This window comes from Bacillus safensis, from assembly GCF_039619585.1.
Classification (GTDB): domain Bacteria; phylum Bacillota; class Bacilli; order Bacillales; family Bacillaceae; genus Bacillus; species Bacillus safensis.
In genome coordinates, this window is record NZ_CP154909.1 from 2,058,976 (window position 1) to 2,073,231 (window position 14,256).

Sequence of the window (14,256 nt, forward strand, 5' to 3'; positions counted from 1 at the left end):
CAATATATGTGTATGACGTTGTCCTATTTGAATATGACACCTTTTTGTTTTGAGAGTAAGTTTAGCCATAAAAAAACCTTTCTCCTCATTTATATGCAGAGGAAAAAGGTTCATTCTTGTTTATGACGTCTTTTTTTCTAAAAAGGCAGGCTCACCTTTTTTGTTGATGGTATATGGGACAGAAAACGCGGGTACAAACGGGGTTTCCTGCCAATATACATCTTGAATGTTTTCACCTGGTTTCAGCTTTTGCTTCGTATTCTTCAAAATGTGAGCAAAATCACTGCGGTAGTCCACATAGATGTCACCGTTTGATGAAATCAGTAATGGGAGGGAATTCCCTGTCACAGGACTTATCACCGCAGGCGGCGATTTTAATCCTAGTTTTTTTTCATTTAACGTATATAAATTGGCTGATACGACTTTGCCGTATGGCGGATATGTATGTTCATCTTGATACATCTTGATTCTAAGACGTAATTCATTGATGGTCTGTGTCATTTTGACATCAAGCAGTTTCACAGTGGGTTTCTTTTCGACGTCTGTGAGGACATAAATATATTCGCCCCCGCCTTCATAAGATGTAGACGGTACATCGTGTAAATATCTTGGTGACAAGCGCTTAAAGTCGATGACATATTTCTGATAAACCGGCGTGTCTGCTTCTTTCGTTTCTATAGGCAAAAGACCATTTGTTGCTTTTTGAAATTCCTCAATCGCTGTCTGTACACTTTGCAGCTGCTCTTCGTATGGCACCCGGTTCTCAGCTTTGCGATTTTCTGGATACAGACATCCTGATAATAAAATAAGTGCTAACAGTGTGACACTGACTTTTGCTTTGATCATCACATTCTTCCTTTTTCTTTATTCATTGACCGGTCCGCTAAAGACAACTAAAAACACAATGATACCTGATATCAGCATCAAGCTGTATGCAACGGTCGAGGCCGTTATTTTAAGAAATTTGCTTTTCAGCTTAAACCTGCTGAGATAAATGGTTACTACGGCTAAAAACATGAGCCCCATTGAACCAAGCGCAAACCACATCTTGATTAAAGCAAAACTCATCGTGCCTGTCCCCCTTCAAAACGAACGAATTGTAAGCGTTTATATTTCATTTTAAACCAAAAATAAGGTAAATATCAATCATTTTTCCAATCATTCAGAAAAAAGCGCATAAAAAAACTGAAGCAAAGAGGGGGACTCTGCTTCAGTCATTGGATCGACTATTTTCCTCATTCTGTAGAGGCAAAGCTCTATTCAAACTTCATTGCTATGTTATGCAAGTCTTCCCCTTCTTGCATCCTCTACATGCCTAAGTTCAGTCTTTCCTTTTATTTTGTTTGGTTTTCAAACATGTTCACAAGGTCTTCCATCTCATGTGTTTTCACACGTGCCATCAATGATTCTACAGCATCGTCCACCTTTTTCCCTTCAAACAGGACGCCGTAAAGAGCCTCTGTGATCGGCATGCTGACCTTGTATTCTTTGGAGAGCTGATAAGCGCCTTTTGTTGTGCGGACGCCTTCGACAACCATGCCCATTTTTTCAAGCACTTCTTCGAGCTTATATCCTTTACCGAGTAAATTCCCGCAGCGCCAGTTACGCGAATGAACACTTGTACATGTCACAATCAAATCGCCAACGCCTGTCAATCCAGCAAATGTAAGGGGATTCCCTCCCATTTTTGTGCCAAGACGTGCGATTTCAGCAAGTCCTCTTGTGATAAGCGCCGCTTTTGCATTGTCACCATATCCAAGTCCGTCTGTAATACCAGCCGCAAGAGCAATGATATTTTTCAATGCGCCGCCAATTTCCACCCCAATCACATCAGGGTTTGTGTACACTCTAAAATGATTGTTCATGAACAAATCTTGAACAAATTGAGCTGCTTCAATGTTTTCTGACGAGACAGTGACAGTTGTTGGATGACGCAGACCTACTTCTTCTGCATGACTCGGTCCTGATAGGACAACGACAGCCTCTCTTTTCTCAGATGGGACTTCTTGTTCAATCATTTGAGAAATTCTAAGAAGTGTATCTGGTTCAATTCCCTTACTGACATGGACAAATGGCACCTTCGATGAGATCAGCTCATTTGCCTGCTTCAATACCTCACGAATGGCCTTTGTTGGCACAGCGACAATAACCGCCTCTGTCCCCTCTAAAGCCTGCTTCATATCGGTTGTCGCCTGAATAGACGCTGGCAGTTCGACATTTGGCAAGTAATCATGATTTTCATGTTTCTCATTGATTTGATCAATGAGCTCTTGTCTATGTCCCCACATGTGTACATCATGATGATTATCAGCTAATACAAGCGCAAGAGCTGTCCCCCAGCTGCCTGCTCCAAGTACTGAAATTTTCTTCATCCTGCTCACCCTTTTTATTTTCTCGCTCTCGCAAATATTTTAATCGGTGTTCCTTCAAAACCAAATGCATCTCGAATGCGGTTTTCTAGGAAACGCTCATAAGAAAAGTGCATAAGCTCTGGATCGTTGACAAACACAACGAAGGAAGGAGGCTTAATGGCCACCTGTGTTGCATAGTAAATCTTTAGGCGCTGTCCGTTATGGGTCGGCGTTGGATTCATCGCCACCGCATCCATGATGATATCATTTAAAATATTGGTTTGAACGCGCATTGCATGGTTTTCGCTTGCTGTGATAATGGACGGCATTAATGTATGAATTCTCTTTTTCGTAAGAGCAGACATAAACAAGACAGGTGCATAATCAAGGAATTGAAAATGCTCGCGGATGTTTTGCTCAAATTCCTTCATCGTACGCTCATCTTTTTCAACAGCATCCCATTTGTTCACAATGATGACAACAGCTTTACCAGCTTCGTGTGCATATCCAGCAATTCGTTTATCCTGCTCAATAATGCCTTCCTCGCCGTCAAGTACAACAGCGACAACGTCAGAGCGGTCAATGGCTTTTAATGCACGAAGTACACTGTATTTCTCTGTTGTTTCATATACTTTCCCTTTTTTCCTCATACCTGCTGTATCGACAATGACAAAGTCACGCTGATTGTACGTAAACATCGTATCGACAGCATCTCTTGTTGTACCAGCAATGTTGCTGACAATGACGCGGTCTTCTCCGAGCATCGCATTCACTAAAGAAGATTTTCCTACATTCGGGCGGCCAATTAAGCAGAACTGAACAACTTCTTCAGCATATTGCGTATCCGGTAAGTTCTTAAAGTGTTCTGCCACTGCATCAAGCAGATCACCAAGACCTAATCCGTGCGTTCCAGAAATCGGAAACGGCTCGCCAAATCCGAGTGCATAAAAGTCATACACATCGCTTCTCATTTCAGGGTTGTCCAGTTTATTGACAGCAAGTACAACTGGCTTTTTCGTACGATATAAAATTTTTGCGACTTCTTCATCCGCAGATGTCACGCCATCTCGGCCATTCACCATAAAGATAATCACATCCGCTTCATCCATTGCGATTTCTGCCTGATGGCGAATTTGCGCCAAGAATGGCTCATCTCCAATATCAATTCCACCAGTATCTATTAAATTAAAGTCATAATTTAACCATTCAGCAGAGCTATAGATTCGATCTCTTGTTACACCAGGTGTGTCTTCTACAATCGATATTCTTTCGCCTGCGATTCGATTAAAAATTGTAGATTTTCCAACGTTGGGCCTTCCAACAATGGCTACGACAGGTTTACCCATAGTACCCTTCCTTTCAATCCAGCCGCGATTCAATATGTTCATCATCATGTTTCAACCGGGATTTATAATTTTCATTCAGTTTTATGAAATAAACCCTTCAAACATGAAGGGTTCAACTTATATATTATATCAATTTTTAATCAGACCACAATGAATAACTTAAAAATGTTTGACAATCAAGTAAAGATCTTCTCCAATGCCGTGTGCAATTCCATCTAAAATGGCCTCTAAATTCATGGCATACATGTCGAGCTCTTCTTTATTTTCACAGAAAAAAACCGCTGTTCCGCCAATGACCCGCTCTTTATTAGTTGTCGCCACAGCCAATATAAATTGTTCAATGGTGTTCGCCATATCTCGTTACCTCACTTTCTTTTTAATGAAATCTGTCGGCATTCTAATGGCATTTTCTAAAATAGGCACCTCTTCTAATACACGGACAGCCAAATCTTCACGCTGCCATTGCGGTAATATGAACACACCAAGTGTACCGGTATTCAGATCACGTTTTGCGAGCGGACAGAGCGATGGTTCACCAGAATCGCGGTACACGCCAAGCACGTTTGATAAATCAAATAAAATAGCTTGCCGCTGTCCAAGGTTGGCAATCGTTGTAGCAGAGTTGAAATTTTTCGGTGTCAAAATAAAGCCCATCCCATGTTCTAAAATGAGTTTTTGCTTTTCAGGCAGCCCGATATTCATAATGTATATATCATTCACATAAAGCCCTGCCCCATCAAAGCGAAGTTCCCCTTTTTGAATGCTGACGATATCCTTTAATTGACTGCCTGACATTAATAGCTTTGCCATGAAAAAACAAAGAATACCGACTACTGTTCCAACAACAAGCGAGAAGAAAATACAGGCTGTCGTTGTAATAAGTGCAGTGAGAATGGCAATATAATTTCGACTTTCAAAGGCAATAGCAATGCCTTCTATATATGTACTGCCTCGTGAGACAAGCTCATACGAATCCATTTGGGTTAACGTATTTCTTTCCATATTTCGGACATCTCGAAATTGTGTGGCTGCCAAAGTGAGAAAGGTAATCGCTGTAAATTCCTCCTGAATTAGTGCAGGCATAATGATCGCACCTAATCCTGACGCAATAAAACCAAGTGCAATGTGAATCACTTGTCCATGAATATACGTCGGGTATTGCCGGTAATCCGTTCTTAACATGTAAAGTCTGGCCGCCATCCCAAAGATGACACCAATAATCACAGGAAACGTATAGTCTGTCATGTTGATTTTGCAGCCCCTTTTACTGATTTTCTAGATGAACGGGCGTTTAAGAGCTTTTCAAGCTGATCGACACCTAATAGGAAGACCGCTCCTTGTACAACGAAGGAAAGAAAAGAGAGATCCCCTAGGACAATTGATGATGTGAGGCGGTGAATCGTCAGCGCATAAAGGGCTTCGCCGAGACATACTGACATCATCCATAAGGTGATTCTTTCCGTTAACGGCTGTCCATATGTCATACACATTAAGATCAGCAGGGCAAATACGACCCAATCCACCTTTATTATCGTGAACCAAACAGGGTCATATAATGCAAACATCATAAAAAAGGCATACGCGCTCACCATCGAGCCCAATTGCATGATTCTCATCATTCGGTAACTAGGCCTATATATGACGAAAGCAGCACATGCATATAAAAAAGTCATCAAGAATCCCGCATTGATGCTCATATCTAAAACGGATATCATGATATGACTGAATATAATATGGACAAGTACACAGATGCCCAGCACGCTGCGCCACAAACTTTTTTCCATGATAAATGTCACCATAATCCAAACGAACCATATAGACCAATAATAGTACAAAGCCTCCAACGCCTCATCACCTCAATTACATTATGGGAAAATCTCCAATTTTTAAACATGCGGATCGTTACCGGCTCTGTATGAAATAAACAAGAGGTGACACCCTAATAACCTGAGGAGGGATACATGATGGGAAAAGATAGACAGGAAAAACGTTTAAAGGCGTCAAAAAGAGTGGAATCTGACCGCGATCAATCCATTCATCATAAAGGTGCAACAGCATTAGAAGGTCCAGAAAGCGCTCGAAAAAGAAATCAATAAAAAAAGGCATGTGATATCACATGCCTCTCTGACTATAGTACGTTGTGTCAACGCCTCTTTCTTTGAGCCAATGACTTGTTTCCCCTGAGATCACAACTTGAGCCTGTCTCAGTTCTTCAATCGTCTTCACGCCAAGCACTGTCATCATCATCTTGATATCTTCTTGAAGTTCCATGATATCTTCGATGAGGCCGCTTTCTCCTCCACTGGTCAATGATTTTAAGAAAAATCCAGCTAGACCAGCAGCAGATGCGCCAAGAGCCATTGATTTGGTTACATCAAGAGCATCTTGAATACCTCCGGAGGCTAAAATCGTTTGACTCTGAAAGGCTGTATGTACTTCAGCAAGACTCGCTGCAGTTGGAATTCCCCATTGATCAAAATAACGAAGTGCTTTTTGGCGTCGGAGATTTTCAATCTTGGAGAAGTTCGTCCCACCAAATCCGCCTACATCAACGGCTGCAACCCCAGCATGAAATAACTTTCCTGCCGTCTCCTTGCTCATGCCAAACCCGACTTCTTTTACAACAACAGGCACACCAACAGATTCAACGATCGCTGCAATCCGCTCAAGCGCCCCTCTGAAATCGCGATCGCCTTCAGGCATGACAATCTCTTGGATGACATTCAGATGAATTTGGAGCATATTCGCCTCGAGCATGTTGACTGCTTCTTGAGCTTGCTTCATTGTCGCTTCACTGCCTAAATTCGCAAAGACAATTCCATCCGGATTTACTTTACGAACGACTTCATATGTTCGTCTTTCTTCTTTATCTTTCAGTGCAGCCATTTGTGATCCAACTGCTACTGGGATATTGGTCTCCTTCGCTGCGATCGATAAAGAGCGGTTGATCTCATAGGTGGATTCTCCGCCTCCGCCAGTCATTGCATTGATAAAAATTGGCGAACCGAAAGTCAGTCCGCCAATTGTCGTTTGTGTATCAATTTGTGATGTCGCAAGATCTGGTAAACTGGCGTGAACGAAGGAAACATCATCTAAACCTGTTGCTGCATGCTGGCCAGTGGACAACGCATGCTCAATATGCTGCTTCTTTCTTTCTGCTCGCGTCAATTTTGATCACCAAATTATTTTAGTTTATTGAGTTTATCGCCGATCAGGTCACCAAGCTGGAATCCGCTTGTATTTTCTTCTTTCGCCTGATATTGACGATAATCCTCTTCGATTTGTTTTTCAGGATTTTCTTCTAAATCACGGATGCTTAGTGAAATGCGCTCTTCGTCTTCATTCACATCAAGCACTTTCACTTTCACAGTCTGCCCTTCTTCAAGAACTTCTTGCGGCGTGCCGATATGTTTATGAGAGATTTGGGAAATATGCACAAGCCCTTCTACACCTGGCAGAATTTCAACAAATGCACCAAAGCTCACAAGACGTTGAACGGTTCCTTCAAGCACATCACCTTGTTTTACCTTTTCACCAATTTGGCTCCAAGGTCCTGGTAATGTTTCTTTAATAGATAGTGAGATACGTTCGTTATCACGATCAACAGCAAGTACTTTGACCTTGACTTCCTGTCCTTCTTCTACTACGTCAGATGGCTTTTCAACATGCGCATGGGATAGTTGAGAAATGTGAACTAATCCGTCAATGCCGCCAATGTCAACAAATGCACCAAAATCAGTAAGCCGCTGCACTTTACCATCAATCACACTGCCTACTTCAAGCTTTTGCAGGAAGTCTTGCTTTTTGTCTAATTGCTCTTGCTCAACGACTGCACGGTGCGAGAGAATCACGCGATTTTTTTCGCGGTCAAGTTCTACCACGACAAGTGAGAGTGTTTTTCCTTTGTAATCTGTGAAGTCTTCTACATAGTGTGCTTCTACAAGAGATGCAGGAATAAATCCGCGCACACCAATGTCAACGACAAGACCACCTTTTACAACGTCTTTTACTTCAGCTTCAAATACTTCTTTTGTTTCAAACTTTTTCTCTAGGTCTTCCCAAGCGCGGTCTGCATCAACAGCACGTTTAGATAAAATCAAAGCATCGTCTTCGACCTTTGTTACTTTAAGCTCTAACTCGTCGCCATCTTTCACGACATCTGATGCTTTTTCAACGTGAAGACTTGATAATTCACTGATTGGGATGATACCAGGTTGTTTCACATTGACGATATCTACATTGACATGCTTGTCCTCAACTTTAGAAACAATCCCTTTCACTACATCTCCAACCTCTGGTACCTGAACATCGATTTGATTCATTTCCTCTGTCATTTCGATAACCTCCTTGGTCCAAACCTACACAGCTTAGTTAAAACGACTGGGCGAATATGTGTCTTAAGCATGATGATTGCCAGCCGAATATGTATTATAGAAACATTCAAATCAATATAATTGCTTGAATGATCAATAAAAATAGTATTAGTATAAACTTCTAATAAAAGACCTTGTTTGTCAAGAGATAAACCTCTAACTTATAAAAGTTTTCTAAAATTTCTTACTGTTTCTCCACGCGGTCTGCTGCATCTAAAATTTTCCCTGCCACCTCTTGAATAGAAAGGGAAGTGGTGTCAATTTCAATGGCGTCATCCGCTTTCTTCAAAGGTGAAACTTCGCGCTCAGAATCAAGCTTATCGCGTCTTGCAATCTCTTCGATCAGCTGATCGTAATTGACATCGTAGCCTTTTTTCTGATTCTCTTCAAAGCGGCGTTTTGCTCTTTCTTCTACTGATGCAAGCAAGAAAATTTTCACTTCAGCATCTGGAAGTACATGAGTACCTATGTCTCTTCCGTCCATAACGACGCCGCCTCGTTTGCCAAGCTCTTGCTGCCTGCGGACCATTTCTTCCCGAACAGCTCTGTGCTTTGCAACAACCGATACCTGGTTGCTTACGCGGTCTGTGCGAATATCCTCTGTGACATCCGTATTGTTTAGATGGACTTTTTGACCCTCGTCTGTTGTTACTAGTTCAATGACCGTTTTTTTCAGTAATGAATCAAGTGCCTGTTCGTCTTCAAGGTCTACACCTTGATTGAGTGCCGCAAGTGTAATCGCGCGGTACATAGCACCTGTATCAATATAAATATATGATTTTTTGGCTGCGACAATTTTTGCCACAGTGCTTTTGCCTGCTGCTGCAGGACCGTCAATTGCTATAGATAATTTCTTTTTCATAATACCTCTCCTTGATTGAATCTCCCTTATGAATTGTAACACGATCACCGCTCAAACGGGGGAATTTTCTATCAATCCTTCTGCTTAAACGTTTCAATCCATTCTTCAATACTCATGTTATTCACACCCTCATACTGCACGACTTTTGACAAAAAAAGCTCTCCTTTCGTCAAATGAAGTGTAATCTGAACAGTTAGCAATAAAACAAGCTGAATGAGCACCACTTTCAATAACCATCTTTCCATTGTCTTCATACAAAAAGCCTCCACGCTAGATTCTTTCCTCTCTAGTATGGAAGCTTTTTACACCCTTTATTCTTATGCTTTTTTCACACGTGTTAAAAGCTGCTGCTGGAAGCAGTATTTCATGATGTGCTGCTGGTGATCATTTGTGATCTCTGAAAACTCCATGATCGCTCTTGTTTTGCCAGACTGTTCATCTTGATATACTCGATTCATCTCTGCAACCGCTTTTATTTTCACGGGCTCTTTTAGGGGAAGTTCAAACTCTGTGACCACTTCTCCATATTCTTTCAATGACACGCCCTCAGGAACAGAGATTGCTACGCCGCCAGCACTCATATTCACAATAAACGTTTCAAAGGCCTCTTCATCCGTTTGCATAATGGTGGCTTTGACCATCGTATCCACTCTCAGATATTCTCTTCGCTGAAGCCGAATCATTTCTTCTTTTGGCGGAATGGAAATAACAATCATCGGGATATCTTCTTTTCTTTTTCCGATGACTTCGCTTGTACATTTGTATGGAATTTGGTTTTCGTCAAAAAAGAAGACGGTGATTTCTGTTTGCTGGTTTAAGTAGATGGTGCGTCCCGTTTCTTTATCAGCTGGATAATTAATGCAAATATCATCGTTATTATTTTCCAAAACCTTCGATTTTGCTGTTTTCACTTCTTTGTTCTCATTGACATATTCAATTGTGATTGCATCCCCTATTTGTAACATTCCTCATCACTCTTTTCATCTGTGAAATCGTATCCTCTCCTATATTAAACCATGTCTAAAACAAAAGGAAAAGACTTATTAGCCTTTTCCTTGTTTCCTTTTCTATAGGTCTTTATATATAGGTTCTGCGTTTTTTAGTTTATCTACTCGTTCTTCTTTTCCAGTATCTGCATTAATGAACATGCGATACGTATCGTTTTTTATCGTTCCGAGGAACTCATAGCACAGAACTTCCTCTGACATATCATTTTGCACAATCGCTAAATGAGTATCTTCGATCTTTACATGCTGATTTAATGTTTTCTTCGCTTCTTTTTGCGAGATTTTAGGTGATTTAATGTCACGTGTTTTATGATTCGTTAAATAATCCTTCGCTGAAAACCCAACAACCTCACCATCGTCCAATGCGACTTTCATGCGTATGCTATCTGGATAAAGCAGAACATTTTTCTGAAGAGGAACATAGGTAAATACACCGATATTATCAAATTGTGCACTTTCATCTAAATGGAACGATTCTGTATCAAACCCTTGCTTCTTTAAAAAGCTGAGTGCTTTTTCTGATGCATCATTTAAACTGATTTTCTGTTTTTTCACGTCACGATTCTGAAGAAGGTAAACTGGGTGTCCTCCTTTTTCAGTTAAGTCTAAATAAAAGTTTGCATGGCTGTCTGGATCAGACATCGATAAGCTGTACACGTCGCGATTGGTTTTGCTGCCGCTTTTTCTCACTTTAAAATGTTGATTATGGTCAGGTGTGAATTGCTGTGCAATGCGGATCGCTTCTTTTTTTGAAATCTTATCGCCTTTTAAATGATTGTATCCTTGTGTTTCTTTTTCTGTGGACACATTTGTAGGCCCAAGATCGACATCTGCAAATGCATCTGCATTTCTCTCGACTGTTTTCAGCCCGTCAATGATGGTGTTGTCGTTCTTTCGATCGCCGTCAGCGAGCGCCATTTCAACATCCATCCATTTTAAGTTTTTATTAAGTACGAGGTGCTGCACTTGTCTAAGTTCGTTTTGGATATCTGACGCTTGATTATATAGAGCTGTAATGGTTTTGTGTGTATCTTTATTTAATGGTTCATCTGATAAAGATTTGACTGATGATTTGTAGCTAAAGTCTCCGACATTCGCCAGAAATTCTTCCGTTTTATTAAAAGGCATCAATGTAAGCGGGAGCTGGCTGACATTGTTATGCGCTTCTGATGACATTCTCCATACATCTGCAAGTGCTGGTGAGATGGATGTTTGGCTGTTCATCGCAAGTGTTGCGCCCAGTTTGTCATGCAGCTGATCCACCTGATACGTTAAATCGTGGAAGGCTCTTTGGTAGTTGTTCTCAGCATGAAGCAGCACGGCGTCTTTTTCTTGATGTTCTTTATAGCCCCAGTAACCTGTTGAGATGACAGCAATTCCTAAAATAGCAATCAATATTCCTCTGATCATTTATTTACACCCCTTTTTATTCGCAGAATATATGTTTCCCGATTCGTTTAATTTGTGGTCTTCCCCAAATCCATGGACTTGTTGCTGTATCAGGATTAAAGTAATAGATGGCGCTCTCAGATGGATCCCAGCCATTGATTGCATCAAATACAGCTTTTTTTGCCGTTTCATCTGGCGTCATATAAAATTGCCCATCTGCTACAGCAGTAAACGCAAGCGGTTCAAAAATGACTCCTGCGATCGTATTTGGAAAGGTCGGATTGTTCAAGCGGTTTAAGATAACGGACGCGATGGCCACCTGTCCTTCATACGGCTCACCTCTTGCTTCACTGTAAACAGCTTGCGACAAGAGCTGAATGTCATTACTAGAAAAACCACCAGGCATGTTGGCTGCTGTTTGTTTTGGTGTTTGATTTCCCTGCTGGCTGCCTGACTGATTGCCGGACTTCCCAGATGATCCACTTTGACTTTTTTGATTTTCTTTTGTACCTTGGGCTGTCTTTTTTTGCGAGCTTTTTTGCGCAGGAGCCTTTGTTTGCTGATCAAGAGGCTTTCCGCCATAATGGGTAAACTGGTTCCCTTGCTGCAGCTGTTTTTGAACAAACTCTTTGTAGTATTTCGTCTTTTGAACTAATAAGTTTTTTGTTTTCTCACCTACAAGTCCATCGACCTTCTTCATGCCAAATTGGCTTTGAAAGTTGCGAACGGCCCAGTACGTCCCCCAGCCATAGACGCCATCGATTTTGCCATTGTAAAACCCATTGTATTGGAGCCGCGCTTGCAGCTCGACTACATCTTCTCCTGTTGCCCCGCGCTGGATGACTTGGCCGGTGAATGCTTCACTTTTACTGGCTGTCAAAAGTGAAGACGCAAGAAGAACGATTGAGAAGATAAGAACAATTTGTTTCATGAAACGAGCTTTATCCATATTTGATCCTCCTGTACTTTTGATGTTTGAATATATGTTTCTTCCGATCCCTATTTTTATACATTCAACACAGGAGAGAATTGGATGGAAAAGACAAAAAAACGCCCTATAAACAAATAGGACGTTTTCCAAATTAAATTTGCACCATTTTTACCGCACGGGCTTTTTTTGCTTTCCTTAAACCAAACCACCATAAAAAAATCATGAACGGCACCATGATATATCCCCAGTTTTTCATCCCTAATAGAATGAAATCATACAGGCCGTGAAACAGCACAGGGAGCGTTAAAGAAAGGATCAGCCATTTGCGCTGCTCTTTTTTATCAGAGAAGCGGGCTTTTCCGATATAAAATCCCATCACAACACCAAATAATGCGTGACTTGATACAGGTAATAAAGCACGGGTAAACGCATATTCGACCCCGTGGCCGACTAAGTAAAGGATATTTTCAAGTGTTGCAAAACCAAGTGAGACACTCGTTCCATACACAATTCCGTCATAGTGTTCGTCAAACTGGGCATGTGCATAAACGCTGACCATTAAAATAAACCATTTTAATGATTCCTCTAAAAAGCCCGACGTCACAAATGAAATCAAGATAGGATTTGTTGCAATATTTTCCTCTTGAAGGACATATTGAATAAACATGGTTGGAAACACAAGTATGACACCTAGCATAAAAGATCTGATGACCATGTGAACCGGCTCATTGTCGTACTGATCTTTCAAATAAAAATAACTTAAAAGTGCGATGCCGGGAGCTAAACCTGCTGAGATGATTGCGATCATAACCAGACCTCTTTCCCTACATTATCCTTCATTATCGTACCATGATTTACCCTTTTTTTATATGACTCGGGCCCATTTTTCTAAAAATACCTTTCTATATAATCCCAATTTATAAAAAAAGAACCGAACCCCTTTGAAGGATTCAGTTCTTTTTTTATCCGTTAATTCTTTTTTTGATTTCTTCTGCAATGAGTCCGCCATGAAATCTTCCATTTTCAATAAAAATTTCATTGGCATTATTTCCAGCTGCAATGACTCCTGCAATGAAAATGCCTTCAACATTCGTTTCCATCGTCTCTTCATCAAATGCTGGACGGCCTGATTCTTGGTCAATCGTGACACCCATTTTTTCTAAGAAAGAATGATCTGGGTGATAGCCAGTCATGGCAAATACATAGTCACTTTTCACTCGATCCGTTTGATTTTGCTGGTTTGTGAAGATCACATCTTCTTCTGTGATTTCTTTCACCTGCGCACCAAACTCCATTCGAATCGTTCCATTACGGACAAGCGCTTCAAACTCTGGTAAAATCCAAGGCTTGATGCTGGATGAATATTCAGTTCCTCTATACAGCACAGTGACTCTGCTTCCGCATTTCACAAGTTCTAACGCAGCATCAACACTGGAGTTCTTCCCGCCGATCACCGTCACATCTTTATCAAAATATGGATGTCCTTCTTTAAAATAGTGATATACGTGGGGAAGGTCTTCTCCTTTGACGTTCATATAGTTTGGATGATCATAGTAGCCAGTCGCAATGACGACGTAATCACATGCATAGTCGTCTTTTGATGTATTCACCGTAAAACGGCCATCTTGTTTCGTCACGGCGTTTACTTTTTCAAAAGCATGCACACGCAGTTTTTTTCGTCTGACGACCTCTCGGTAATAGGAAAGCGCCTGAATACGAACGGGCTTACGGTTTTCAGTAATAAAAGCAACATCACCGATTTCAAGCTTTTCACTTGTACTAAAAAAGGTTTGATGTGTTGGGTAATGATAAATACTGTTCACGACATTCCCCTTTTCAATCACAAGTGCATCAATCCCAATTTGCTTGAATGCAATGGCAGCTGATAACCCGCATGGGCCGCCTCCTATTATGATCGCTTTTTCTTGTTTCATTTGTTCCACTCCTGTCATTTCACTGCAATAACAATTGCTGGGCTGTTTGATTCTTTGTTCCAT

General features: G+C 41.1%; 17 protein-coding genes. 1 reads left to right on the forward strand and 16 read right to left on the reverse strand.

Annotated features, from left to right (window positions below):
• Positions 1–120: 120 nt before the first annotated feature.
• The 7 genes from AAYR28_RS10425 to AAYR28_RS10455 all read right to left on the reverse strand — a co-directional run bounded on the left by AAYR28_RS10425 (position 121) and on the right by AAYR28_RS10455 (position 5,541).
• Positions 121–846: a hypothetical protein gene (locus AAYR28_RS10425; RefSeq protein ID WP_025093054.1), complete on the reverse strand. Its 726-nt coding sequence runs from the start codon at positions 844–846 to the stop codon at positions 121–123.
• Between the two features lie 18 nt (positions 847–864).
• Positions 865–1,068, reverse strand: a complete 204-nt coding sequence (locus AAYR28_RS10430; protein WP_024422813.1) for a DUF2768 domain-containing protein — start codon at positions 1,066–1,068, stop codon at positions 865–867.
• A 266-nt stretch (positions 1,069–1,334) separates the two neighbouring features.
• On the reverse strand, positions 1,335–2,372 hold the full coding sequence (locus AAYR28_RS10435; RefSeq protein WP_024428086.1) for an NAD(P)H-dependent glycerol-3-phosphate dehydrogenase: 1,038 nt from the start codon (positions 2,370–2,372) through the stop codon (positions 1,335–1,337).
• 14 nt (positions 2,373–2,386) lie between these two features.
• Entirely contained in the window at positions 2,387–3,697 is a 1,311-nt protein-coding gene (der, locus tag AAYR28_RS10440; RefSeq protein ID WP_034280419.1) for a ribosome biogenesis GTPase Der, read from the reverse strand.
• A gap of 159 nt (positions 3,698–3,856) precedes the next feature.
• Positions 3,857–4,051 (reverse strand): capping complex subunit for YIEGIA, encoded by a 195-nt coding sequence (locus AAYR28_RS10445; RefSeq protein ID WP_008344527.1) that lies wholly within the window; start codon positions 4,049–4,051, stop codon positions 3,857–3,859.
• Positions 4,052–4,057: 6 nt separating this feature from the next.
• Complete coding sequence (locus AAYR28_RS10450) at positions 4,058–4,942, reverse strand: YIEGIA family protein (RefSeq protein WP_024422816.1); 885 nt, start codon at positions 4,940–4,942, stop codon at positions 4,058–4,060.
• Positions 4,939–5,541: a YphA family membrane protein gene (locus AAYR28_RS10455; protein WP_418202179.1), complete on the reverse strand. Its 603-nt coding sequence runs from the start codon at positions 5,539–5,541 to the stop codon at positions 4,939–4,941. The genes AAYR28_RS10450 and AAYR28_RS10455 overlap by 4 nt, the downstream gene beginning before the upstream one ends.
• Before the next feature lie 120 nt (positions 5,542–5,661).
• Between AAYR28_RS10455 and AAYR28_RS10460 the strand changes: the two genes are divergently transcribed.
• The gene (locus AAYR28_RS10460; protein WP_064497540.1) at positions 5,662–5,793 is read left to right on the forward strand and encodes a YpzI family protein; all 132 of its coding nucleotides are present in this window, start codon (positions 5,662–5,664) and stop codon (positions 5,791–5,793) included.
• Positions 5,794–5,809: 16 nt separating this feature from the next.
• On the opposite strand, the gene fni is transcribed toward AAYR28_RS10460, so the two are convergent.
• The 9 genes from fni to AAYR28_RS10505 all read right to left on the reverse strand — a co-directional run bounded on the left by fni (position 5,810) and on the right by AAYR28_RS10505 (position 14,193).
• The gene (gene fni, locus AAYR28_RS10465) at positions 5,810–6,865 is read right to left on the reverse strand and encodes a type 2 isopentenyl-diphosphate Delta-isomerase (protein WP_120208147.1); all 1,056 of its coding nucleotides are present in this window, start codon (positions 6,863–6,865) and stop codon (positions 5,810–5,812) included.
• Positions 6,866–6,879: 14 nt separating this feature from the next.
• Positions 6,880–8,031, reverse strand: a complete 1,152-nt coding sequence (gene rpsA, locus AAYR28_RS10470) for a 30S ribosomal protein S1 (protein ID WP_024422818.1) — start codon at positions 8,029–8,031, stop codon at positions 6,880–6,882.
• 223 nt (positions 8,032–8,254) lie between these two features.
• Positions 8,255–8,932, reverse strand: a complete 678-nt coding sequence (gene cmk, locus AAYR28_RS10475; RefSeq protein ID WP_024428083.1) for a (d)CMP kinase — start codon at positions 8,930–8,932, stop codon at positions 8,255–8,257.
• A 71-nt stretch (positions 8,933–9,003) separates the two neighbouring features.
• Positions 9,004–9,186: a DUF5359 family protein gene (locus tag AAYR28_RS10480; RefSeq protein ID WP_024422820.1), complete on the reverse strand. Its 183-nt coding sequence runs from the start codon at positions 9,184–9,186 to the stop codon at positions 9,004–9,006.
• Positions 9,187–9,249: 63 nt separating this feature from the next.
• Complete coding sequence (locus tag AAYR28_RS10485; protein WP_024422821.1) at positions 9,250–9,897, reverse strand: flagellar brake protein; 648 nt, start codon at positions 9,895–9,897, stop codon at positions 9,250–9,252.
• 102 nt (positions 9,898–9,999) lie between these two features.
• Positions 10,000–11,349: a germination protein YpeB gene (gene ypeB, locus AAYR28_RS10490; RefSeq protein WP_046311625.1), complete on the reverse strand. Its 1,350-nt coding sequence runs from the start codon at positions 11,347–11,349 to the stop codon at positions 10,000–10,002.
• A gap of 16 nt (positions 11,350–11,365) precedes the next feature.
• Positions 11,366–12,277 (reverse strand): spore cortex-lytic enzyme, encoded by a 912-nt coding sequence (gene sleB, locus AAYR28_RS10495; RefSeq protein ID WP_101676905.1) that lies wholly within the window; start codon positions 12,275–12,277, stop codon positions 11,366–11,368.
• A 133-nt stretch (positions 12,278–12,410) separates the two neighbouring features.
• Positions 12,411–13,067 carry a glutamic-type intramembrane protease PrsW gene (prsW, locus tag AAYR28_RS10500; RefSeq protein ID WP_024422824.1) on the reverse strand — a complete coding sequence of 219 codons (657 nt, stop codon included), beginning with the start codon at positions 13,065–13,067 and terminating at the stop codon, positions 12,411–12,413.
• Between the two features lie 154 nt (positions 13,068–13,221).
• On the reverse strand, positions 13,222–14,193 hold the full coding sequence (locus AAYR28_RS10505; protein ID WP_034280402.1) for a YpdA family putative bacillithiol disulfide reductase: 972 nt from the start codon (positions 14,191–14,193) through the stop codon (positions 13,222–13,224).
• Positions 14,194–14,256 lie beyond the last annotated feature (63 nt).

Bases quoted from the DNA above. Each gene is read 5' to 3' on its own strand.
- rpsA (WP_024422818.1), bottom strand. From the start codon at position 8,031: ATGACAGAGGAAATGAATCAAATCGATGTTCAGGTACCAGAGGTTGGA.
- AAYR28_RS10480 (WP_024422820.1), bottom strand. From the start codon at position 9,186: ATGAAGACAATGGAAAGATGGTTATTGAAAGTGGTGCTCATTCAGCTT.
- AAYR28_RS10485 (WP_024422821.1), bottom strand. From the start codon at position 9,897: ATGTTACAAATAGGGGATGCAATCACAATTGAATATGTCAATGAGAAC.
- AAYR28_RS10460 (WP_064497540.1), top strand. From the start codon at position 5,662: ATGGGAAAAGATAGACAGGAAAAACGTTTAAAGGCGTCAAAAAGAGTG.
- ypeB (WP_046311625.1), bottom strand. From the start codon at position 11,349: ATGATCAGAGGAATATTGATTGCTATTTTAGGAATTGCTGTCATCTCA.
- cmk (WP_024428083.1), bottom strand. From the start codon at position 8,932: ATGAAAAAGAAATTATCTATAGCAATTGACGGTCCTGCAGCAGCAGGC.
- sleB (WP_101676905.1), bottom strand. From the start codon at position 12,277: ATGGATAAAGCTCGTTTCATGAAACAAATTGTTCTTATCTTCTCAATC.
- der (WP_034280419.1), bottom strand. From the start codon at position 3,697: ATGGGTAAACCTGTCGTAGCCATTGTTGGAAGGCCCAACGTTGGAAAA.
- AAYR28_RS10505 (WP_034280402.1), bottom strand. From the start codon at position 14,193: ATGAAACAAGAAAAAGCGATCATAATAGGAGGCGGCCCATGCGGGTTA.
- AAYR28_RS10425 (WP_025093054.1), bottom strand. From the start codon at position 846: ATGATCAAAGCAAAAGTCAGTGTCACACTGTTAGCACTTATTTTATTA.
- AAYR28_RS10445 (WP_008344527.1), bottom strand. From the start codon at position 4,051: ATGGCGAACACCATTGAACAATTTATATTGGCTGTGGCGACAACTAAT.
- AAYR28_RS10435 (WP_024428086.1), bottom strand. From the start codon at position 2,372: ATGAAGAAAATTTCAGTACTTGGAGCAGGCAGCTGGGGGACAGCTCTT.
- AAYR28_RS10430 (WP_024422813.1), bottom strand. From the start codon at position 1,068: ATGAGTTTTGCTTTAATCAAGATGTGGTTTGCGCTTGGTTCAATGGGG.
- AAYR28_RS10450 (WP_024422816.1), bottom strand. From the start codon at position 4,942: ATGACAGACTATACGTTTCCTGTGATTATTGGTGTCATCTTTGGGATG.
- prsW (WP_024422824.1), bottom strand. From the start codon at position 13,067: ATGATCGCAATCATCTCAGCAGGTTTAGCTCCCGGCATCGCACTTTTA.